The 20,879-nt window shown below is 51.0% G+C and carries 21 protein-coding genes; 10 read left to right on the forward strand and 11 right to left on the reverse strand.

Annotated elements, in window-relative coordinates:
• Positions 1-96: 96 nt before the first annotated feature.
• Complete coding sequence (locus tag E0L21_RS15680) at positions 97-1,506, reverse strand: MFS transporter (protein ID WP_131411072.1); 1,410 nt, start codon at positions 1,504-1,506, stop codon at positions 97-99.
• Positions 1,507-1,636: 130 nt separating this feature from the next.
• Here E0L21_RS15680 and E0L21_RS15685 point away from each other — a divergent pair, with 130 nt between their 5' ends.
• Entirely contained in the window at positions 1,637-2,560 is a 924-nt protein-coding gene (locus E0L21_RS15685) for a LysR family transcriptional regulator (RefSeq protein WP_131411074.1), read from the forward strand.
• A gap of 25 nt (positions 2,561-2,585) precedes the next feature.
• Here E0L21_RS15685 and E0L21_RS15690 read toward each other — a convergent pair whose 3' ends face one another.
• On the reverse strand, positions 2,586-3,191 hold the full coding sequence (locus E0L21_RS15690; protein WP_131411076.1) for a hypothetical protein: 606 nt from the start codon (positions 3,189-3,191) through the stop codon (positions 2,586-2,588).
• A 7-nt stretch (positions 3,192-3,198) separates the two neighbouring features.
• Positions 3,199-4,164 carry a hypothetical protein gene (locus E0L21_RS25020; RefSeq protein WP_165501921.1) on the reverse strand — a complete coding sequence of 322 codons (966 nt, stop codon included), beginning with the start codon at positions 4,162-4,164 and terminating at the stop codon, positions 3,199-3,201.
• Between the two features lie 151 nt (positions 4,165-4,315).
• On the opposite strand from E0L21_RS25020, the gene E0L21_RS15700 reads away from it, so the two are divergent.
• Positions 4,316-4,696 carry a nuclear transport factor 2 family protein gene (locus E0L21_RS15700; protein ID WP_131411078.1) on the forward strand — a complete coding sequence of 127 codons (381 nt, stop codon included), beginning with the start codon at positions 4,316-4,318 and terminating at the stop codon, positions 4,694-4,696.
• 356 nt (positions 4,697-5,052) lie between these two features.
• Here E0L21_RS15700 and E0L21_RS15705 read toward each other — a convergent pair whose 3' ends face one another.
• The 3 genes from E0L21_RS15705 to E0L21_RS15715 are packed head-to-tail and all read right to left on the reverse strand — an operon-like array spanning position 5,053 to position 8,177.
• Positions 5,053-6,087 carry a coiled-coil domain-containing protein gene (locus tag E0L21_RS15705; protein ID WP_131411080.1) on the reverse strand — a complete coding sequence of 345 codons (1,035 nt, stop codon included), beginning with the start codon at positions 6,085-6,087 and terminating at the stop codon, positions 5,053-5,055.
• Between the two features lie 10 nt (positions 6,088-6,097).
• A complete protein-coding gene (locus E0L21_RS15710; protein ID WP_131411082.1) occupies positions 6,098-7,636 on the reverse strand; it encodes a hypothetical protein in 1,539 nt (512 codons plus the stop codon).
• Positions 7,637-7,673: 37 nt separating this feature from the next.
• Positions 7,674-8,177, reverse strand: coding sequence for an SMI1/KNR4 family protein (locus tag E0L21_RS15715; protein WP_131411084.1), 504 nt, complete (start codon positions 8,175-8,177; stop codon positions 7,674-7,676).
• Between the two features lie 429 nt (positions 8,178-8,606).
• On the opposite strand from E0L21_RS15715, the gene E0L21_RS15720 reads away from it, so the two are divergent.
• Genes E0L21_RS15720 through E0L21_RS15740 form a run of 5 tightly spaced genes read left to right on the forward strand, consistent with a single transcriptional unit; the run spans position 8,607 to position 11,661 of the window.
• Positions 8,607-9,413 (forward strand): MipA/OmpV family protein, encoded by an 807-nt coding sequence (locus E0L21_RS15720; protein WP_131411086.1) that lies wholly within the window; start codon positions 8,607-8,609, stop codon positions 9,411-9,413.
• A gap of 9 nt (positions 9,414-9,422) precedes the next feature.
• On the forward strand, positions 9,423-10,538 hold the full coding sequence (locus tag E0L21_RS15725; protein WP_131411088.1) for a serine hydrolase domain-containing protein: 1,116 nt from the start codon (positions 9,423-9,425) through the stop codon (positions 10,536-10,538).
• Positions 10,525-10,872 (forward strand): hypothetical protein, encoded by a 348-nt coding sequence (locus E0L21_RS15730; RefSeq protein WP_131411090.1) that lies wholly within the window; start codon positions 10,525-10,527, stop codon positions 10,870-10,872. The genes E0L21_RS15725 and E0L21_RS15730 overlap by 14 nt, the downstream gene beginning before the upstream one ends.
• Positions 10,873-10,897: 25 nt before the next feature.
• Positions 10,898-11,431: a DUF2975 domain-containing protein gene (locus E0L21_RS15735; protein ID WP_131411092.1), complete on the forward strand. Its 534-nt coding sequence runs from the start codon at positions 10,898-10,900 to the stop codon at positions 11,429-11,431.
• Positions 11,432-11,433: 2 nt separating this feature from the next.
• Entirely contained in the window at positions 11,434-11,661 is a 228-nt protein-coding gene (locus E0L21_RS15740) for a helix-turn-helix domain-containing protein (RefSeq protein ID WP_131411094.1), read from the forward strand.
• A gap of 78 nt (positions 11,662-11,739) precedes the next feature.
• On the opposite strand, the gene E0L21_RS15745 is transcribed toward E0L21_RS15740, so the two are convergent.
• Together E0L21_RS15745 and E0L21_RS15750 are read right to left on the reverse strand one after the other, a co-directional pair.
• On the reverse strand, positions 11,740-13,203 hold the full coding sequence (locus E0L21_RS15745) for a pyridoxal phosphate-dependent decarboxylase family protein (RefSeq protein WP_131411096.1): 1,464 nt from the start codon (positions 13,201-13,203) through the stop codon (positions 11,740-11,742).
• A 17-nt stretch (positions 13,204-13,220) separates the two neighbouring features.
• Positions 13,221-14,606 carry a diaminobutyrate--2-oxoglutarate transaminase gene (locus E0L21_RS15750; protein ID WP_131411098.1) on the reverse strand — a complete coding sequence of 462 codons (1,386 nt, stop codon included), beginning with the start codon at positions 14,604-14,606 and terminating at the stop codon, positions 13,221-13,223.
• Positions 14,607-15,245: 639 nt separating this feature from the next.
• Here E0L21_RS15750 and lysC point away from each other — a divergent pair.
• The 3 genes from lysC to E0L21_RS15770 all read left to right on the forward strand — a co-directional run bounded on the left by lysC (position 15,246) and on the right by E0L21_RS15770 (position 18,471).
• Entirely contained in the window at positions 15,246-16,607 is a 1,362-nt protein-coding gene (gene lysC / locus E0L21_RS15755; RefSeq protein ID WP_131411100.1) for a lysine-sensitive aspartokinase 3, read from the forward strand.
• Positions 16,608-16,877: 270 nt separating this feature from the next.
• Complete coding sequence (locus E0L21_RS15765; protein WP_131411102.1) at positions 16,878-17,165, forward strand: VF530 family protein; 288 nt, start codon at positions 16,878-16,880, stop codon at positions 17,163-17,165.
• 7 nt (positions 17,166-17,172) lie between these two features.
• A complete protein-coding gene (locus E0L21_RS15770) occupies positions 17,173-18,471 on the forward strand; it encodes a glycoside hydrolase family 10 protein (protein WP_131411104.1) in 1,299 nt (432 codons plus the stop codon).
• Here E0L21_RS15770 and E0L21_RS15775 read toward each other — a convergent pair.
• From E0L21_RS15775 to E0L21_RS15785, 3 genes are all read right to left on the reverse strand, one after another.
• On the reverse strand, positions 18,468-19,637 hold the full coding sequence (locus E0L21_RS15775) for a hypothetical protein (RefSeq protein WP_131411106.1): 1,170 nt from the start codon (positions 19,635-19,637) through the stop codon (positions 18,468-18,470). The genes E0L21_RS15770 and E0L21_RS15775 overlap by 4 nt on opposite strands.
• A 163-nt stretch (positions 19,638-19,800) precedes the next feature.
• A complete protein-coding gene (locus E0L21_RS15780; RefSeq protein ID WP_131411271.1) occupies positions 19,801-20,352 on the reverse strand; it encodes an RNA polymerase sigma factor in 552 nt (183 codons plus the stop codon).
• A gap of 14 nt (positions 20,353-20,366) precedes the next feature.
• A complete protein-coding gene (locus E0L21_RS15785; RefSeq protein WP_131411108.1) occupies positions 20,367-20,801 on the reverse strand; it encodes a hypothetical protein in 435 nt (144 codons plus the stop codon).
• Positions 20,802-20,879 lie beyond the last annotated feature (78 nt).

The following is a 20,879-nucleotide window of genomic DNA, read 5'->3' on the forward strand; positions in this document are numbered from 1 at the left end:
CGAGTTATTAGCAAATCGCGGTTTCGAGGTTATCGACATGGTTCAGGAAGATCCACACTGTGGTGGCCATACCGTATGGCTGGCGCAACGCGTTCGTTAAAGCGACTGCGCTGATATCTGCCGCATACGGCTCAGGCTAAAGAGAATCGCGAGGAGAGTCGCCACGGCAGCCAACCCTAAACCAAACCGGACAGCAAAAGCTTCCTGTACAGCGTTGGCGGAAGGGGCATAGAGCGACAGGATCCCACCAAACAACGCCGCACCAAGGCACTGGCCGAAAGTGCGCATAATGGCCAGTACGCCGGACGCGTAACCGCTGTGCTCCCTTGAGGCATTCGCCATCATCTCTTTATTGTTCGGGCTCTGAAAACAGCCGAACCCAATACCGCATATCAGGCTGCGCAGGCTGATATCCCACACGGGGGGATTAGCGGGTAACTGCGCCAGCAAAATTAGCCCCACCGCGAAAATACACAAACCGACGGTGGCAATCACCGAAGGTGCGTAGCGGTCAGCAAGCCGCCCGGCATGTGGCGCAACCAGCATGATACCAACAGGCCAGGCGGTAAACAGCAACGCAGCCGTCAACGCGCTGTAACCATAAACACACTGAAACAGAAACGGCAGAGCGACAAATGTAATCCCCTGGCTGATAAAAGAAGCCAGCGATGTCAGTGCTGCCAGCGAAAAACGCGGCGAGGCAAAAAGCGCAAGCGGCATCAGCGGCTGCAATGCCTGTCGTTGTCGAAAAACAAACCCTACCCCGGCAAACAGCCCAATAAATCCATAACTCAGCGCAGTTAATCCTGATCCGGAACGGGAAATAGCGCTTGATGCCATCACTATCGATCCCAGCATGATCGCCGAAAGCAGTGCCCCCGGCGTGTCAAATGCTCCGCTCAGTGCAGAGGTTGCAGCCGGAATCACCCGTAAAGTGAAGAGCAGGGCAAGGATACCCAGAGGAAGGTTAATGGCGAATAACCATTGCCAGCTCAACGTTGCCAGCAGGGTACCGCCCAGTACCGGCGCGATAGCGGTGCTGGAAGCGATTAACAACGCGTTCATGCCGAGAATGCGCCCCAGTAACCGATTAGGAAAGACAGAGCGCAAAATCGCGGGCGCAATGCTGAGTGTTGCCGCCCCGCCAATCCCTTGTAAGAGACGCATCGCGACAAGTGTTTCAAGCGTTTGAGCCAGCGCGCAACCCAGCGACGCCAACGTGAAGAGACCTAGCCCGGCGGCAAATAATCGGCGAAAGCCAATATGTGCCGCTAATGCGGCGAAGATTGCCAGCGTCATGGCAGCGGAGAGCAGATATCCATTTGCCACCCAAACGGCTTCAGCGGAGGTTACATGTAACGCCTGCGCAATTTGCGGCAAGGCGATATTCACCATCGAGCCATCAAATACCGCCATCGTCGTGCTGGTCATGACTGCAACCATTGCCAGCAACCGCTCGCGCCCAGGCAATCCCTCATCACCGGGTTTATCCAAAAAAAGTGTCATAAATAACCTCTGCTGATTTTGTGCTTGCGGTAACTATAATTTCGCGAGATATATGGCGGAAGACGCAGCATTTGCATTAATACATTGCAGCAAACGCCATATCTGATCCTTCTGTTGTGGACGCGAACCGATGAGTGAACCCGATCTGAATTTGTTATTTGCACTGGATGTGCTGATCGCCGAACGCAGTGTGGCTGTAGCTGCACGGCGGCTTGGTCTGAGTGCCTCAGCGATGAGCCGAACACTCAGCCGTCTGCGGGAAACGACCGGCGACCCACTTTTAGTGCGCGCCGGACGCAATATGGTGCTGACGCCTTATGCAGAAACGCTTCGGGCACGCACGCAGAACGCCGTTTTCGAGGCGCGGGCGTTGCTGCGGCCCGCGCAACCGGAGCTCAATATTGCCTCGCTGGAACAGATGTTTACCCTGCGTGCCAACGATGGTTTTGTCGAAGCATTTGGTCCCACGCTGATTGCAGAAATGGCGGCGGTAGCGCCAGGCGTGATGCTACGGTTTACGCCAAAGCCGGAGAAAGGCTCCAGTGCCTTGCGGGAAGGACGGGTTGATCTGGAAATTGGTGTGCTAAGCGAAATGGGACCAGAAATTCGCGTGCAGGCGCTGTTCAGAGATCGCTTTGTTGGCGTCGTCAGAGATACACATCCGCTGGCGCAACGTAATGAGGTGACAATCAACGAGTATGTCGCCTGGGGCCATGTCGTGGCGTCGCGTCGTGGGTTATCAAGCGGCCCGGTTGATGAAGGGCTGGCAGAGCAGGGCGTGCGCAGGAAAATAGCCGCTGTGGTGCCGGGTTTTCCTGCGGCATTAGCCGTGGCACGAGCGTCCGATCTTATCGCGCTTATCCCGGCCTCATTTCTTCTCAATCCCGCAACCAGGCAGGGAGTGACAATGTTTGAGCTGCCGGTAAAAACGCGCACCATTACCGTGTCTCAACTGTGGCACCCGCGTTCAGAAGTCGATCCTGCGCATCGCTGGCTGCGTCAGTTTATGCTGGGCGTGTGTCGGCGTTTAGTACCAGATGAGAAGGGGAAGTGAATGCATTTCCCCCAGATGAATGCCGCTAGCGTTTGAGCATTTGCGCTTGCCGCGCCTCTATTTTTAACTGTTTTCGCCAGACTCGATTATGTAACGACAGCGCGATTGACCGATAAAATAGCGAGGAATTTATCCATTTAACATTCAGTAAAAAGAAAGCTAACCCTAGCACTGATGTTATCTGCGGCGTGTAATTATCCACCCCGCCGAATAATAGTGAGAAAAAGGCTGAGATAAAATACAAAATGGCCACCGTGCCCGTCAGCGCAATGACAAACAGGTGAGATTTAAGTCCCACCAGAGAGCCACGCGCGGTAAGCAACATGGTGGTCATAATCAGCACACAATAAACAGCCGCTGCAAAGAAAACGCCGATCAGCACTTTATATTCAGGTATGGATAGCCAATTGAAAATAATCATCCAGAGAGAAGCTTGCGGCATGGCGTAGCAAAAAATAGCAAGTATCACACTGATACCTAAAGGGATTCCTGTCATATGCGTACCGACAGGCACACCGAATCGATTTTTTAGTCGCTCCTTTATCAATTCAAGCTGTTGTGGATCGTTTGTCGATATTTTCTTTGCGATAACATTACTTAACGCAAGGCTTTTTTTAATATATTTCATCATTGCCGGGTCAATTACTTCCTGTAAATGAAAATGATTGAATTAAACCAAAAATATATTTACCGGATTGCGTTATATTCTGCGGGTTTCGAATGGTGCCAGAAACCGCACTGCCGATAAATGCAGAAGAGTTTGTAACGGCATTCATCAACTCGCGTTGCAAGACTAATTGCAAGGCCTCTGAAGGATAACGTTTAGGATAAACGCCTGCTTTCATTGCCGCCTTAATACCCGAATTAGAAATACCGGGGTTTCGGATACGGATTATTTCTTCCGTCAATCGAGTCCGGTCAGCGCGACTCATTTTCTGCAACAAAGAAAGGAGGCTCTCAGATGTTGAACGATTAAGGAGCCGGTAGGTTAATACTGCGCTTTTTAAACCCGCAGCAGCCCCGGCAAGTGAAATGAGATCCAACGCAGTGTTGGTTGCCGTGTACCACTCTTGGGAATCCAGCCAGCCGACATAATCATCATGATTCATTGCAATTAAAGAGAGCCGACCAAGCCCATTAGCACACTGCAGCCCGGTTGCAACGCCGCCGGCGATAATCACCGCGGCAACAGCCATGGAGGAACCACCGGTAATTGGAATTGCCATACCTGCGCCCGCAGCCAGCACGACAGTAAGTATCGCGGCGCCGCAGGAAATTGCCGTCGAACCGATCTCAGTGGCTAACGAGGGAGACTGGATAGTATTAGTGGTTGCCAGAACCGGATTATTCGACGACGCGTTGACTTTTGTCACCACAACATGGCTTACCGAACTTTCGTTCGGTGTCGCAATCCGTCTGGATGGTCTGACTAACCACTGGTGTGAACCATCTGAATAAATTATGCCAACCTGGCTGAAACTTCGGCTACAGTCCAGTTGATTGGCAAGCGCTGTGAAATCAATGTCACTCCCAGAGGCAAGACCAAGGCTGCGAGCGAAACCGTAATCGGGGAGGTCGTTTGTGAATTGTCCAGGGAATGCCATTCAATCTCTCCATGTGCGAATGTTCTTATGTCGTTGACGATTTTAAGAGTAAAGGGCTCAACTTTGTAAGCAATTAAGAATAATCTGAATAAAATTTGTACATAGAGATGCGTTCAAAAATGTGTGATGCAAACAAGGCGGAAGGAAGACAATGAAAGAAGATGCATTACTGGCGATGTTGGTGAGATATGAACGGCAGCTTCATCATCCAGAAATTCGATGCCAGCCCGAAGTTGTCGAGAAGTTTTTACATCACGATTTTTTTGAGATTGGCCGATCCGGTAGACGATACAGTAGAGAAAAAGTGATTGCTGCGCTGGCAAATGAGGCCGCTGAGCCGATCGCATCAGATGATTTTGCATTGTCGATGAACAACAGCGGTTATGCATTGTTGACGTATCGAAGTTTTATCCTCGACGAACAAGGCCAGGTGACGAAGCAAACATTACGGACATCGTTGTGGGAGGAATGCATAACAACACCAGGCCGATGGCAGATGCGCTTTCATCAGGGAACGCCCATGGCGGAATGAATGGTGTAATTGCGGGCAAGCACTAAGGCAAGAAAACCAGAGATAAATGACCACGGCAATCATGATGGCAAACCGCTGGATTCTATCTAACACCACCTTAGTGCGCATAATGTATATTATGTTAAATTGAATATGACCTGACCATTATGATTAAGCCCTGCCACAACTGAGATATCTATCCTGCACACAGGCCGCTGCACACTTTTGATTCACGGCCTTCCTCTGGAACAGTCTGTTCTTGCCCGCCTCTCAGTAGTAATCAGCTTTGTGGTTTGAAAAGGACACCGTTGGCAGCAGTACAGCATCTCCTTATGTCGTAGAGTTACTGCGCTGTTTGTTCATTCCCGGCACCTGCTTCAGAGCAACGAAAAGTGCTGCATAATTTGCCAGCCGACAGAAAGTCCAACAACACAGGCCATCGCCGTCAGCGCAAAACGGTGACGCAATCGTGACTGGAGAAATTGTGTTTGTAACGCCGCAACAGCGTTATCCGTGTTGGTCTGGCGGTCGACGTGCTGCATCACAGCCTGAGTTAACTCTTGCTGCAATGTATCGCATTGGTTTGCGATAGTTTTGACTGAATCAAGCAGCGCCAGGCGATTTTGCTCAAGTTCGGCAAGCAATTGTTGATGAGACAACTGCTGTTCTTGTGCCAGCGACTGCTGTATTGACTCAACATACTGTTGCTGAACCGCATCGTTTTCTGCCATAGCCTGCTCAAGAATTTTATGCCGCCTTCCCTGCTCTGCCAGACTGCTTTGCAATTGCTGTGCAAAATCGGACTCGGAGCGCGCGACACGCTGTTCAAGCTCGGCCAGTAACGTCGCATTTGCCTCGCCGATTTTATTTTCTGCCTCCGTCACCCGTATTACACAGCCAACCAACTGCTGGGCCTGATCTTGCGTAACTCCTTTGGCATCCATCAGACCCTGGTTGGCCTTGTTAATTTCTTTTTGCTGTTCTTCCAGCAATACCTGCTGTTTCAGGATCTGACCATTCTGTTCAGCAAGGGAACGCGTCTGGTCTTCCAGGATATTTTGTTGATTCAATAAAATCTGCTGTTGCTGGTTCAGCAGCTTAGAAAGAGCGGTGTTAACAATCAGTAACTGAGAAGATTTTTGCGTCAGACGACCAATGGATTTATTGAGATCTATCTGCGCGTCCTGTAGTAGATCGCCACGATCGTTCAACCAGTTAGTGAAAAAGTTGCCATCCTTCTGTTCCTGCCGCAGGTGATCCACATGCTTTGCGCTCTTCTGAACGGATTTCTGCTCCTCAGTCATTCCGCTAATTAATTCTTTAATATTGCTGTCACGAAAGAAACGTTCCGGCAAGTCGGCGGATGAAAAGGCCTGAATGACCTGAAGTTCCTGCTTATTTAACGCACTCATCTTATTGTTCTCAAAGGTTTTTCAGAAAATCATCAATTTCAGACTGGCTTTCATTAATAAACGCAACCACAGCGGCGCTTTTCGCCACCTGCGCAGCCGTTTCTTGAGTTGTCCGCTCAAGACTTGCAAGGGTTGCCGTCGTCGAAATCGCGGCGGTGGCGAGGTTTGCCCCGATGGCCTGATACTGCGTTACCGCTTTCGAGTAATTTTCAATATTGCCCAGAGAACTCTCTGCAAGCGTCACCAGTTCACCCGCAAACGCTTCCCGTCGTTTGCTGTCAGCGATCATCTCATCCATCATTTTTTCGTTCAGCGAGAAACGGGAGCGATCGAAAAACGTGTCAATTTGATAAGCGAGAAAAGCGGAAAGCAACCCGGTAGCGATACCAATCAGCACGGGTGTTAACATATCTGCGAACGGTTTCAGGAACGGTAAAGTGGCCATAAACGTCGCGATGCTTTCATTTAATAACATACCGACTGACGTCACGATAACCGCAGTGAGGATCTTCAACCCTTCCTGCAACGCCTGTTGCGCCGTCATATGTTCTGGTGGGAAGAAAATCATTTTAAACGCACGAAAAAGCCCCAACAGCCCTTCGCGGATCATGGTCACGAAACGTTTTGCAGTTGAGAGAAAATTGTTCAGCAAAAAGGTGAGCAAATTACTCATAAAACCACTCACGCCCCCCTGGAACATTTGCCCTAGCGCATCGGGGATCTTTTTTACTACGGATGCGATAACACGCATTAAGCGCTGGCGGATCTCCTCAAACAGTGTTTTGCCCGCTTCAACACCATGTTGAATAAGCACTTTGAATTCATTAAACAGGCCATTGACCAATTCAGTCAGTAACAGCCCCAGCGCCTGGCGCATTCCCATCTGCAGCGCCTGTTGGCCGCCGGTTTGTAATAACTCTTTGCCCTGCTTTTTCATCAGCGCCGAGTTCAGCGTTTTCGAAATATGCTCATCCGAGCGCTTCTGCGCCGCTACAATCTTCTGCGGATCCAGTTCGAATCTTTCGCCATTTTTTTCTGCGAAGGAGTCGAGTTCACCGGCACCTTTAGAACGGTTTATCGATTTGTGTGTGGTCACCAGATTTTCATCGGCATTTGCCATTTTCACGACTTTTTCAACGCTGTCCCCGGTTTCCAGGGCAAGATGCACTTTCTTATTTTTCGACAGCGTCTTGAGTGAGGTGACATGATCGAGATCCATATCCGCAGCATCGGTCGCTTTACCGGTATAACCATCAACGCCGCCTGCACGAAGCTGCTGGCTTTTTTGCGTAAAATCACGGCTTTCATACTCTTCGCGCTGGTAGTCCTGGCGCGATTTCGCATGGCTGGAGATATCTTTATCGGCGATGTAATCGGCCTCTTCGCGTTCGAAGTTATGCAGCGTCGACACATTGCCGCCGTTGCGATCTTCAAACATGGCCGTTGAAAGCCCAAAGGGGCCGATAATTTGTGACAATACTTGCTGCTGACAATCATCAAAGAGTTTTTGCAGGCGCTGCTGTTTTAATTCTTCGTATGTTAAATCCATTTATCCTCCAGCCTGATCGAGCCGATGTTAAAAAGGTCTACCGCTGATCCACATATTGCGTGAACCACTGTGCAAAACTGTCCGCTTGTTTTTCACGCGCGCCGTCGTCGTGCCAGAGCGTGATAATCTGACCTCGCGCGCCCTCTCCTATCGGATCGAGATCCAGGCAAAGATGATCGCCCGCCCCGTTATAAGTGAAAGGAATCCAGGCGGGGCTCCACCATACCGGGCGAATGCCGCTTTGTGGACTCGACTCAGCGCCTTCGAAGTCGCCGCCATCAAGCAACCCTTTCCAGATGCGCCATTCCTGTAAAATCCGCGAGGTGGATAAAAACTCTGAGTCATCAAACAGCCCGTGGCTGTGACCGTGTTGCCCGTTGTGAATTTTCAGGCAGGCCACAAAATCGGTAGGCAAACTCATACCCAACGCCTGCTCTAAAGTCGCAATCTCCGCGTCCGTTGCCGGTGGGGCGAGATCGGCTAATAAAGCAGGGTCGGCGTCTTGCAGAATGGCTTCCAGCTTTGTCCATTGTTGCTTCATTGTTTCCGCTCCTTTTAAATCCATCCATTTATTAACGGCATATTCGCCAGAGACTTAAGTGATATTTTTACGCGCAAAACTGTCTGAAAATGAGTTAATCACAGCGGACTGACATCTGATGTCAGCCATCCTGAAAAAGGATTTGCTGAAAACCGTCTCGTTCCATGGACCACCAACAACGATGTCCCGGGAAAGCGAATTTTCAAACCGTAAAACGCATAAATCCTCCGCACCATTATTTAAGAAAAGTAATGATGATTTTCTTACCTGTGAACCTGTCCATCCTGCCTCCCTGACATCGCTTCTTTGCCAAACCACCTTTTTACCCTCGATGATAATTAAAATAAAACAATAAAAACTTATTGTAAATCGATAAACTCCAGGCTAGCCTGCATCCACTTCAACCACCTTTGCCAGGAGAGGCATCGAATGAAAAGAAGTCTGCAACAGGGTGTTTTGTACTCTGTATTACTCATCTGTGCGCCAACACACAGCGCGGAGTTTTCTGGTTTTGCCGGGCTGGGCGTCAGCGCTCGTCCCATTTACTCAGGTTCGAACCACACGGCAGTGGGACCACTGTTGAAAGCGGGCGTGAATATTCATAGCGAAAACTGGGGGCTGTTCGGTCTATCTACCGACGGGCTGATATGGGGACTGATACCGGACTCGCCTTTCAGCGTAAGCCTGTTGTTAACGCAAGATGAGGCGCGAAAAGAGGTGTTTAACTACCCATTTTCTGGCAGGAAAAACCGCGATCTGCAAGGGATGGGGAACCTGTCAGCAGCGGTGATGACGGGTGCAGATCTGCGCTACCAACAAGAGAACTGGACGTTGTGGCTGCGCCTGTTAACCGCCACTGAAAAGCAGCATTATGGCGGCGAAGCGCCGGGCAGAAGTATGATCGTCACGAGCGGCGCGGAAGCCCAACTCTGGCGCTGGCAGAGTGCAACACTCTCGGTCGGCGGTGATATAAGTTGGGCGAACAGGGGTTACCAACAGCGCCACTACGGCGTGACGGCGCGCCAGGCACAACGCACCGATTTTGAAGTTTATTCCCCGTCATCAGGCCTCCAGCAAGGTGGCTTGTATGCCGAACTGGTGTGGCAGTTCGATAAAAACCTGGCAGCAGGATTGACCAGCCGCGCGCAGTACCTGTTCGATGAAGCCGGGAGTAGCCCACTGGTGAACAGCCGGATGCAGTACACCCTGTTGTCACTGATCCAGTACACATTCTGAGGCGGCGCCATGAGCAAATGTCACTTTCGCAGTCGAGCTCGTCTGCTCGCTGCGGGCGCGGTGTTTATTACACTGATTGCCGCAGGCATTTACCTGCAACCCGGCTTTAGCACTCCATCTGCTCGGCAGACGGGAGATGCCAGTTTGGTGTCGTTTTTAACGCCATTACTGAAAGGAACGCGAGGCAGCGTCGCCGCCGCGCTAATTACACCGAGCGGGATTCAATACGCACTCTGGGACAGTGATTACAACCGACAATATGAAATCGCCACTCTGACCAAAACCATGACCAGCAGTTTACTGATGGAAGCATTTCGCCGGGGTGAAGCGACAGCGCAAACCCGCGTCGGCGATCTTATTCCGGAAATCAGCGGCCCGGCGCGAGAAATTACCCTTGAGCAACTGGCATCCCATCGCGCTGGCCTGCCGCCGTTAGCCTCATCGCTGCGCCAGAAGATCCGGGTGATCAGCCAGATAATCCTGCGTGAAAACTTCTGGGAGTATGACGAAAAATCAGTCATCGAAATGGTGAATAACTCCCACTTAGCCTCCCCCGCCAGGTTTGATTATTCCAACACCGGCTACGCCTTGCTGGGCCTGGCGCTATCGCGAGCTGCGCATCAACCTTTTAATACGCTATTGCAAACGCGGGTTTTTGCACCAACGAAAATGGCAAACACTGCCGTTGCCGACGCGTTAACCCCCGACACGCCCACATTTCGCCACGGTTGGGCGGTGTCCGGGTTTGCCGAAGCGCCATGGATACAGCGCGCGTTCACACCGGCTGCCGGTGTGCGTTCAACCATCGTCGATATGGCACATTATGCTCAGGCCTTACTGGCGGGCAAACTTGCCGGTAGCGCGGCAATGCCGCCACGGTTTGCTACCGACGATGCAGATTCACGCGTGGGTTACGCCTGGTTTACCACCCGTATTCGTGGGCGGGACATCACCTGGCACGACGGTGAATCCTCCGGTTTTGCCTCAGCCATTGCGGTCGATCCACAGCAACAATCCGCAGTGGTGATCCTCTCAGATACGGCGTGGCCCGTTATTGGCCCGGCAATGCGCCTGTTATTAACACAGACACCGGCTAAAACGGACGTTCATCATGAACTGGATTGACATATTGTGGGCGATATTAACCTTTGTCTCGGTCATTCTGTTTATTTGCGGCTCATGGGTCGCACGTTACAAAATACGGTTGTTGAACTACATCATGCTGGCTTTGATTGTCATTTATTGTGCCGAGATGATGCAGACAATCACACATCTGACCATGACAGGTTACCTGTTCAGAATGCTGACATGGACCGTTCAGGCTTCGTTTATGGCCATCAGTATTTATCGCGCGTGGCCAGAGCCCTGGTTAACGCGCACCCCGCGCGTGCTGGCGGCTGGCAAGATTGCCATTTCATTGATGCTTATGTCATGCTTGAGCATGCTGGTTTTAAAATAGAATCCTTAATTCAGGAAGGTACAAAGTGAAAGGTATAGGAAATAAACTCAGCCTGGTGTTTATCTCAGGGATATTACCGCTCTTTTTCATCCTCGCCTTAATTACACCCCTGTGGTTATATTTTTCCGGTGAGTCGTTTTTTATTTCCAGCATGCTTAAATTTGCCGATATGCAACCAGAAAGCCTGCCAGTGACTTCCGTATCACCGCTTCACCAGTTACTGCTATTAATTATTCTCTATTTCCCCGTTGGGTTGTTTGCTTTTGCTATCTGGCAGGGAATACAAGTGATGCGCCTGGTCGGTAAACGGCAAATCCTCAACCTGGCGCTGGCGCGTTGTGTGCGTAATATTGCATTGATGATGCTAAGCCTTGGCTTCGTATTGCCGGTGTGCCGCTTTTTAATACCGCTGGTCGTCTGGTGGCCAGAAAAATATTATCAGGTCACCGTGCTGATTGGTGATGTGATTCTGTTGCTCACCGGCGGCTTGTTATTTGTGACGTTTCACGCCATGCTCGCGGGGATCAAAGCGGAAGAAGAAACCAGGGAGTTTATTTAACTATGGCTGTGGTGGTTCATCTGGACAAACTGCTGGTAGAGAAAAAAATGACGTCCAGAGCGCTGGCGGCCTTTATCGGTATCACCGAGCAAAACCTCTCGCTGCTCAAGTCCGGCAAAGTAAAAGGTATTCGATTCGATACGCTGGCTAAAATTTGCGAAGCCATGGAGTGTCAGCCCGGCGACATTATCTCCTGGGAACCCGACCCCGTTACGCCAGACGAAGAGTGACGAACAGATAAGCGTTTTGCAGACAATAAAAAAGCCGACAACATCGCTGCTGTCGGCTTTTTTTATTTACACCGTGAATCAGGCGTTCTGTAACTGCTGTCCACAGGCAACCACGCTTGCCAGCAGAACTTTGACGTCCCCCAGGCAAACCGTCGGGTTCAGCAACGTCAGCTTCAGGCATGTCACCCCGTCAGCTTCCGTTACGCCAACGTTGGCGCTCCCGGAGGCCAACAGCGCATCGCCGATACGCTGGTTCAGCAACGCAACACTTGCCGTATCACCATTTTGCGGGCGGAAACGGAACAGCACGCTGGCCAGTTGCGGCTGCATTACCAGTTCCAGCTGCGGTTGCTCAGCAACAAACTGCGCCACCTGCTGCGCCAGCGTAACGCCATTATCAATAATTTCGGCGTACTGCTTTTTACCCAGCGCCTCAAGACCCATCCACAACTTCAGCGCATCGAAACGGCGCGTCGTTTGCAATGATTTCGACACCAGGTTTGGTACGCCCTGCTCTTCGTCAAAGTCAGAGTTCAGGTAGGCCGCCTGGTAACGCATCAACTGGTAGTGGTGCGCATCTTTCAGCAGGAACGCGCCACAGCTGATGGTCTGGAAGAATTGCTTATGGAAATCCAGCGTTACGGAATCAGCAAGCTCAAGGCCATTGAGGAAATGGCGATACTTCTCAGAGAGCAGTAACGCGCCGCCCCAGGCCGCATCAACGTGAACCCAAATCTGCTGTTCGGCAGCCAGCGCGGCGATTTCCGCTAACGGATCAATTGCGCCGGCATCGGTGGTGCCGGCGGTGGCAACAATGGCCATCACCTGCTCACCATTGGCTTTCGCCTCGGCCAGTTTCTGCGCCAGATCGTTAAGATCCATACGCGAGAACGCATCCGTTTTCACCAGCGTGACGGACTGGTAACCCAGCCCCATCAGCGCCATGTTCTTCTGCACAGAAAAGTGCGCATTTTCAGAACATAACACTTTAATTTTGCTGAGATTACCGGTTAAGCCGTGCTGCTGAACGGAGTGGCCCTGGCGAGCAAAAAAGGCATCGCGCGCCAGCATCAAACCCATCAGGTTACTCTGCGTACCGCCGCTGGTGAATACGCCAGCGTCTCCGGCCGGGTAACCCACCTGCTCACGCAACCACGCGATAAGTTTCATCTCGATAATGGTCGCTGACGGACTCTGATCCCATGAATCCATGCTCTGATTCGTGGCGTTGATCAGCACTTCCGCCGCCTGGCTAATCACCAGGCTCGGGCAGTGCAGATGCGCCACACATTGCGGGTGATGCACGGACAGACTGTCTTTGAGGAAATACTCAACGGCGCGTTCAATAGCGGCCTGGTTACCCAGGCCCTGAGACGTGAACTCTAAATTGATGCGCTCACGTAATTCCGCGACAGTTTTGCCCTGATACATTTCAGGTTGCTTGAGCCACTGCACAACCGCTTGCGTGCTCTGCTCAATCGCTTCCTGATAGGCAGCAATACTCTGCGCGGAACCCGAGAGAATCGGATTTAAATCAGACATTCGCTCACTTACTCCGATTAAACAGGCTTCACGCCAGCGCTCAGCAGCGCGTTTTCAAATTTATCGAGGAAAATTTCCAGCTCTGCGTTGCTGATCAGCAGCGAAGGCAGCAGACGGAGTACGCAACCGCCACGGCCACCGCGCTCAAGGATCAGACCCGATTCGAAGCATTTTTTCTGCAACAGTGCAGAAAGTTCGCCGTCTGCCGGGTAGCAGCCCATATGATCCTGGGCTTCCTGTGGCTTAACGATCTCAATACCGATCATCAGGCCCAGGCCACGAACATGACCAATGACCGGGAAACGTTTTTGCATTTCTGCCAGTTTGCCTTTCAGCCATTCGCCCTGCTCTGCCACTTTATCGGCGATGCGATCTTCTTTGAGGATCTTCAGCGTTGTGAGGCCCGTCGCCATTGCCAACTGGTTGCCACGGAAGGTGCCAGTGTGGTGACCCGGTGCCCAGGCGTCGAACTGTTTTTTGATGCCCAATACCGCCAGCGGCAAACCGCCACCGACCGCTTTGGACATCACAATAATGTCTGGCTCAATACCCGCGTGTTCGAAGGCGAACAGCTTGCCAGTACGAGCGAAACCAGCCTGCACTTCGTCCAGGATCAGCAGAATACCGTGTTCCTGGGTCACTTTACGGATGCGCTGCAGCCACTCGACTGGCGCCGGGTTCACACCGCCTTCGCCCTGCACCGCTTCCAGGATCACCGCAGCCGGTTTACGCACGCCGCTTTCAACGTCGTTGATCAGGTTTTCAAAGTAGTAGGTCAGCGCTTTCACACCGGCTTCGCCGCCGATGCCCAGCGGGCAACGATACTGGTGCGGGTAAGGCATAAACTGCACTTCCGGCATCATGCCGTTCACCGCTTCTTTCGGCGACAGGTTGCCCGTTACGGAGAGCGCGCCGTGCGTCATGCCGTGATAACCGCCAGAGAAGCTGATAATACCGGAACGACCGGTCACTTTTTTCGCCAGCTTCAGCGCCGCTTCTACGGCGTCCGCGCCGGAAGGCCCGGTGAACTGCAGGCAATATTCTTTGCCCTGACCCGGCAGCAAAGAGAGCAGATATTCTGAAAACTCATCTTTTAACGGCGTGGTCAGGTCGAGCGTATGTAACGGTAAGCCACTGGTAATGACACTTTGGATGCTTTGAATCACATCAGGATGATTATGGCCCAGCGCCAGAGTCCCGGCACCTGCAAGGCAGTCAAGGTATTGATTATTCTCAACATCGGTGATCCAGACGCCCTGCGCTTTGGCAATCGCTAACGGCAATTTACGCGGATAGCTTCTGACATTGGATTCAAATTCAGCCTGTCTTGCTAAGAAGGTCTCATTGCTTTGCGGGAATGAATTAGCACTCAAAGAATCAATACGGACTTTATCCGTCATCATATCTCTCCTACAACCTGGGTTGTTTTAACACCGGGTTGAATAAGGGTTTAAGGGGGCTTGTAAAAAACGCGGCTAATATATGTGTTTTCAGCAGCGGACTCAATCTTTTATTTTGTCAGGTCATTTATGTCATTTTCTTTAAAAATCAATGACAAAAAATATTTTTGCGTGGGGGTTGTTCAGCATCAATTGTAACCAATTCTGTTACAAGAATATTCCAGGCTACCTCGTGAACAACGCCATGATAAGACTCCCTTTTTAATATTTGTGCTCTTTTTATGTTATTAGAACGTTATTTAAGCCAAACTTCGCCAGCAACTGCTGAATAAATCATGATATTTTCCATTGGTTTATTGCAAATGCTGAGGAAAATATCGATTCAGCGAGTTAAATCACTTACTATGCCCGCGATAAAAATCTCTAAGCCGAAAAAAGGAAGCATCTATTTAGCCATTAATGCGCATCACACCCGGTAACTCGTGAGAGGCAATACAGGTTATCGACAACGGGAGCAGAATCCTGGGTTGTAAAAAGAAATGTTCGCGGGCGGACATTTCGTAAGGCGAAGCATCCTTCCCTTATGCCGAGAATGAAAATTTTCATGCCATTAAAATGATGGCGCCCTGATATGAGATTGTTATGACTCGCATTTATCCACACACCATCGTTGCCAAATTTGGCGGAACCAGTGTCGCCGATTTTGACGCGATGAGCCGCAGTGCCACTATTGTCCTTGCTGATAAAGATGTTCGTCTGGTTGTTTTGTCTGCCTCCGCTGGCGTCACCAACCTGTTAGTCGAACTCTCTGGCGGTCAGGAAAGCAGCGTTCGACAAGATAAGATCGACACCCTGCGCACCCTGCAATACAACATTATTTCACATCTGAAACAGCCAGAAGCCATCGGCCAGGAGATCGACCGCCTGCTCGACAATATCAGCCACCTTGCGGCCATGTCCGCTGACTCCCGGTCAGACGCGCTGTGCGATGAGCTGGTGAGCCACGGGGAGCTGATGTCTTCCTTGCTGTTTGTGGAGGTCTTGCGCGAACACGAAGTGGAAACGCAGTGGTTTGACGCGCGCAAAGTCATTCGCACAAACGACACTTTCGGCTGCGCAGTACCGATAGTCAGCGAGATTGCAGAACGGGTGGAAAAGCATTTGCGCCCGCGCATTGCGCAGTCATTGGTGGTCACTCAGGGCTTTATTGGCAGCGACGCGGCGGGACAAACCACCACGCTTGGCCGTGGCGGTAGCGATTACACCGCCTCATTGCTGGCGGAAGCGCTGCAAGCAGCGCGCGTGGATATCTGGACCGATGTCGCCGGGATTTATACTACCGATCCCAGAATCGTCGCCCAGGCGAAGCGCATTGACACGCTCTCATTTTCGGAAGCCAGTGAAATGGCGACCTTTGGCGCGAAAGTGCTGCATCCCGCAACCTTGCTCCCGGCGATGCGTAAAAACATTCCGGTTTTTGTCGGCTCAAGCGCCCAGCCGCGCGCGGGCGGAACGCTGGTATGCCGCGACACGCATGAACCGCCGCGTTACCGTGCGCTGGCCATTCGGCGTCAGCAAACGCTATTAAAATTATCCAGCGTGGATGGGCAGCCTGCACACCGTTTTTTGGCACAGATGTTTGGCATTTTGTCGCGTCATGACGTCGCCATGGATCTGGTGACCACCTCGGAAGCCAGCATTGCGCTTATCCTCAACTCTACCGGCTCAACGTCCGGTGAAGCGGACACGCTAACGACCTCGCTGCTTACCGAGCTGTCATCGCACTGCCATGTCGAAATCGAGACCGGGCTGGCGTTAGTTTCGCTTATTGGTAACGCACTCTCGCAGGCTCCGGCGATGTGCAAAGAGGTTTTCGCCAGGCTGGAAAGCCATGCCGTGCGGATGATTTGCCATGGCGCTTCCAGCCATAATCTCTGTTTCCTGCTTCCTGCGGAATCCGCCGACAGTGCGGTAAAAGCGTTACACCGTCACTTATTAGAATAACGACGCGTAGGAACAGGTAAGTGCTGGCAGAGTTTCTGCCAGCACTTAACCCAGAAAGCCTCTCACAAGCACTCGCCCACCGCTTCCTCCTTTTACTCGTGACGCCGCTACGCTGAAAGTCGTCTTGCTGAAGATGGCCGAAACAGCCGTGATCCGGAAAAAGTCGCCCTTGCCTGTTTGGGCTGTAACGTTTAGCAGCGCAAAGCCCGTGACGCTCAGCGGGCTTTCTTGTAACCTTCCGCGCAACTCTTTCCGAAAACTGGACTTCCCATGGCCGCTCATATTTCAAAAGATCCTTTGCACGGCGTGACGCTTGAAATGCAAGTTAACGCGCTGGTCGCCCGCTACGGTTGGACCGAACTCGGCAAACGCATCAATATCAATTGCTTTAAGAACGATCCAAGCGTTAAATCCAGTTTGAAATTTTTACGACGCACGCCCTGGGCGCGCGCGGAAGTCGAGGCGCTGTATCTCGAATCACTGGAAGAGAACGCCCCGGCCAAATCAGACGAACCTGCGTTTAACCCGTGGACTAGCGGTCGAACGCCTAAGAGCTAATTTTCAGATGTCACTACAAAAGTCAGCCGTGCTTATTGCCACTGCGCTTTTACTCGCCAGTTGCGCCTCAAAAGCGCCGAAATCACTCGTCACACCGTTGCCGCCGGTGGCAAAACAACCGCTCGCAACGACGCCGGCAAAAAATACACAACCGGTGCGCGGCATCTGGCTGGCGACAGTGTCGCGTCTCGACTGGCCGCCGGTAAATTCGGTCAACCTGAGTGCCTCGTTACGTGTTAGCCAGCAGCAGGAAGCGCTGAGAAACAAGCTGGATAAGCTGAAAAACCTCGGCATCAATACCGTCTTTTTCCAGGTCAAACCCGATGGCACCGCGCTGTGGCCGTCGAAGATTTTACCCTGGTCAGATATGCTGACCGGCACGATTGGGCAGGATCCGGGTTACGATCCGCTGCAATTTATTCTTGATGAAGCGCACAAACGCGGCATGAAAGTGCATGCGTGGTTTAACCCCTACCGCGTTTCGGTCAATACCAAACCATCGACCACGGCGGAGCTCAACCGCACATTATCCCTGCATCCGGCCAGCATTTTTGTGCTGCATCACGACTGGATCCGCACGGCGGGCGACCGTTTTGTGCTCGATCCCGGCATTCCGGAAGTGCGCGACTGGATAACCAGCATCGTTGCCGAAGTGGTGGCACGCTACCCGGTCGATGGCGTGCAGTTTGACGACTATTTCTACTCGGAAACCCCCGGTTCTGCGCTGAATGACAGCCAGACATACCGGCAATATGGCCAGGCGTTTAGTTCAAAAGCCGACTGGCGGCGCAACAATACTCAGCAATTGATTGAGCAGGTTTCACGCACCATTCGACAACTCAATCCTAATGTAGAATTCGGCGTGAGCCCGGCAGGAGTCTGGCGTAACCGCTCATTCGATACCGCCGGTTCGGACACGCGTGGCGCAGCAGCGTATGACGAGTCGTTTGCCGACACGCGCCGCTGGGTGCAACAAGGGTTACTGGATTACATTGCCCCGCAAATCTACTGGCCATTCGCGCGCGATGCGGCGCGTTACGATGTGCTGGCAAAATGGTGGGCGGATGTCGTGAAACCGACAAAAACGCGTCTCTACATTGGCGTGGCACTGTATAAGGTGGGGGAATATTCGAAGAATGAGCCCGACTGGACAGTCAACAGCGGCGTGCCTGAGCTGAAAAAACAGCTCGATTTAAACGAATCGCTGCCGCAAATTAACGGCACGATTTTGTTCCGCGAAAGTTATCTGGAACAGCCGCAAACTCAGCAGGCGGTGAATTATTTGAAGAGCCGCTGGGGCGGTTAAGCAGGAAGGAAAAATTTTTGATAGTTTCCCCGGGGGTTCTCGTACTCAGATTCTCCAATTAACGTACCGTCGGGGAACACGCTGTAGTTGAATGCTTGATATGCAATGCTCTCCATGAATATCCGATAACTATCTATTCCGGCATAGTTAATGAAATCGTTTTTTTCATCAGCAAAATATTTCTCAATTGCCCGCATTAACTGCAAATCAATGCCCACAATAATTGCGTTTTCATATTTATTTTTATGTCTGTTTAATATAACAAACTCCCCCCCAAAAAACTGCTCGACTCTGAAGGAATATTGTTGCAAATGGCTTTCGCCACCGTTCATTAATTTATCAGCAAGCGTGAAAAGATTAGCAAACTTGAACCATGCTGCATAATTCCTAACTTTTACCCATTCGGCTGAAAACTCAATTTCGTAACCTGTATTTCCCCCTGGCGGATCGACATAAATGATCGCGCTATTAACGGGCTGCTTTTCACCACGTAGGGCAGAATGCATCGCATAACCATTATTGATATTAGTTGTGGGACTGTTCAGCCAGGGATCTACCTGTTTATCTAAAGCTCGTTTTAACGACGATTTAATCTCAGAGGGGTCATTAATCTGCAACGCGTATGAGCTTTTAGATTCAAAAATAACTCTTTGTTTATTACTGTTCTCAAATAAAAAATCCGCTATTTTCACTCTCTTCATAGAATCAGGCAAAGCAGCTATATGAGCCTTCACTTGAACATCGGAAGCCAGATGCCCCACGAAAATGTAACCTAATTTATAACTCAGTAGTAAAGATATGCCTTGCCCCAGCCGTCCTATTAGGCTTGTTAATGTCACATCATTGACAACTGTATCAATGTCATCAACGAGCCTCAGATTATCATTTTTTGCCAATTTAATCAGTTCATGAGCAGACAAGATAAGTCCCAGGCTATGAAAGCTATAATTGCGCTGAATAAGGAAATCTGTTTTTACTACGGCGTGAGCCAATTGCCATAGGGTAAATTCGAGTGGCGGATGTGGTATCGCAAAATCATCCCATTTCGCATGATTGGGTAATTTTTTTAACGTAATATGCTTCAAGTTCCATTCAAAAACGTCAACATTAATAACTTTCCTGCTGTCTTTGAAAAGATACGCGAATTCTTTAATATATCTAAGCATGTCTGTTATCCTTACCAGAAACATGATTTCTAGAGAAAGTTCTCAATAATACTCATTATTCGAAAGCAAAAACAATCCTTTCCTACTAAATTATTCCTGTTCTTGGTTAACAGAGAGCTATTAAAAAACCTCTAGTCAATATATGTTTGCTCAGCGTAGTTATTCACTCAGCAATTAATTCATCATAAACATTGCGCAGCCTACTGCGCAGATAGAGCACCGCCTTGTGTTTACGGGACAACAGCGCCTGCATGCTGACGCCCGTCTCCTCCACCAGCGCCTTGTAACTCAAGCCCTCAAGCTCGGTCTTTTCGAACACCTCGCGCTGGGCGGGTGGAAGTTCCGCCAGCGCGCTTTCCAGTTCTTGCCATAACAATTCGCGCAGATACTCCTCTTCTGGCGTTTGCGGCACGCCAAACAGCGTTTCCGCCAACTCATCTTCCGCAAAATCGCTCTCATCATCACCGCCGTTGAAAAAACCGGACAGCGGCAGCTCACGTTTTTTACGCGCCCTGTCGGTCATTTCATTGCGCGCGGCGCGAAACAACCAGGCGGCAACATTCTCCACCGGTTGTTCCACATTTATCAGTTGATAAGTCACTTCCTGCAAAATGTCGTCGGCGTCATCGCGCACTGCCGTGCGCCCACGAATAAACGCTTTCAGACGTGAGCGGCAGGCATTTAGCGCGTTGACCAGCAAAGACTCGCCGTCCATGGTTTTCACCGTACTCACTCAGCATCCGGTTTTTTTGCACTGCTATCGTCAGGCTGATGGCGGTCATCCGCCCTTTCATCCCAACGCGCCCGCCAGCCACAGCGATCGCGGTGACCAAAACCTTCGCGGCGCTGCTGGATAAAGGCTTCACGCTGCTCCGGCGTCATTTGCATCCAGCGTTCGTGCATACGTCGACGTGCCATGCCAAACATTCCCCCATGGAATCCCAGTCCGCCAAACAGAATGCGGCTCAGCACTAACAACCCCAGCGCCTGCCAGAAACCAATGCTTTTCACGCCAAGAATTGCCGGTAACAGTGCGTTCCATAAGGACATCACCAGCAGCCCTAACGCGATGAATACCACCACGCCAATGATCAACGGTTTCATCATGCGGTGCCGACCAAAGCCGTGACCGTGTCTGTGCCCATGCATATCAAAATCTCTCATCTTTTATCTACTCCATCAGGTTAGTGAATAATTGCTTGTGATGATGTAGACGGATGAGCGGTAAAAATATTGCCAGGG

Source organism: Kosakonia quasisacchari (assembly GCF_004331415.1).
In the GTDB taxonomy this organism is placed as follows: Bacteria; Pseudomonadota; Gammaproteobacteria; order Enterobacterales; family Enterobacteriaceae; genus Kosakonia; species Kosakonia quasisacchari.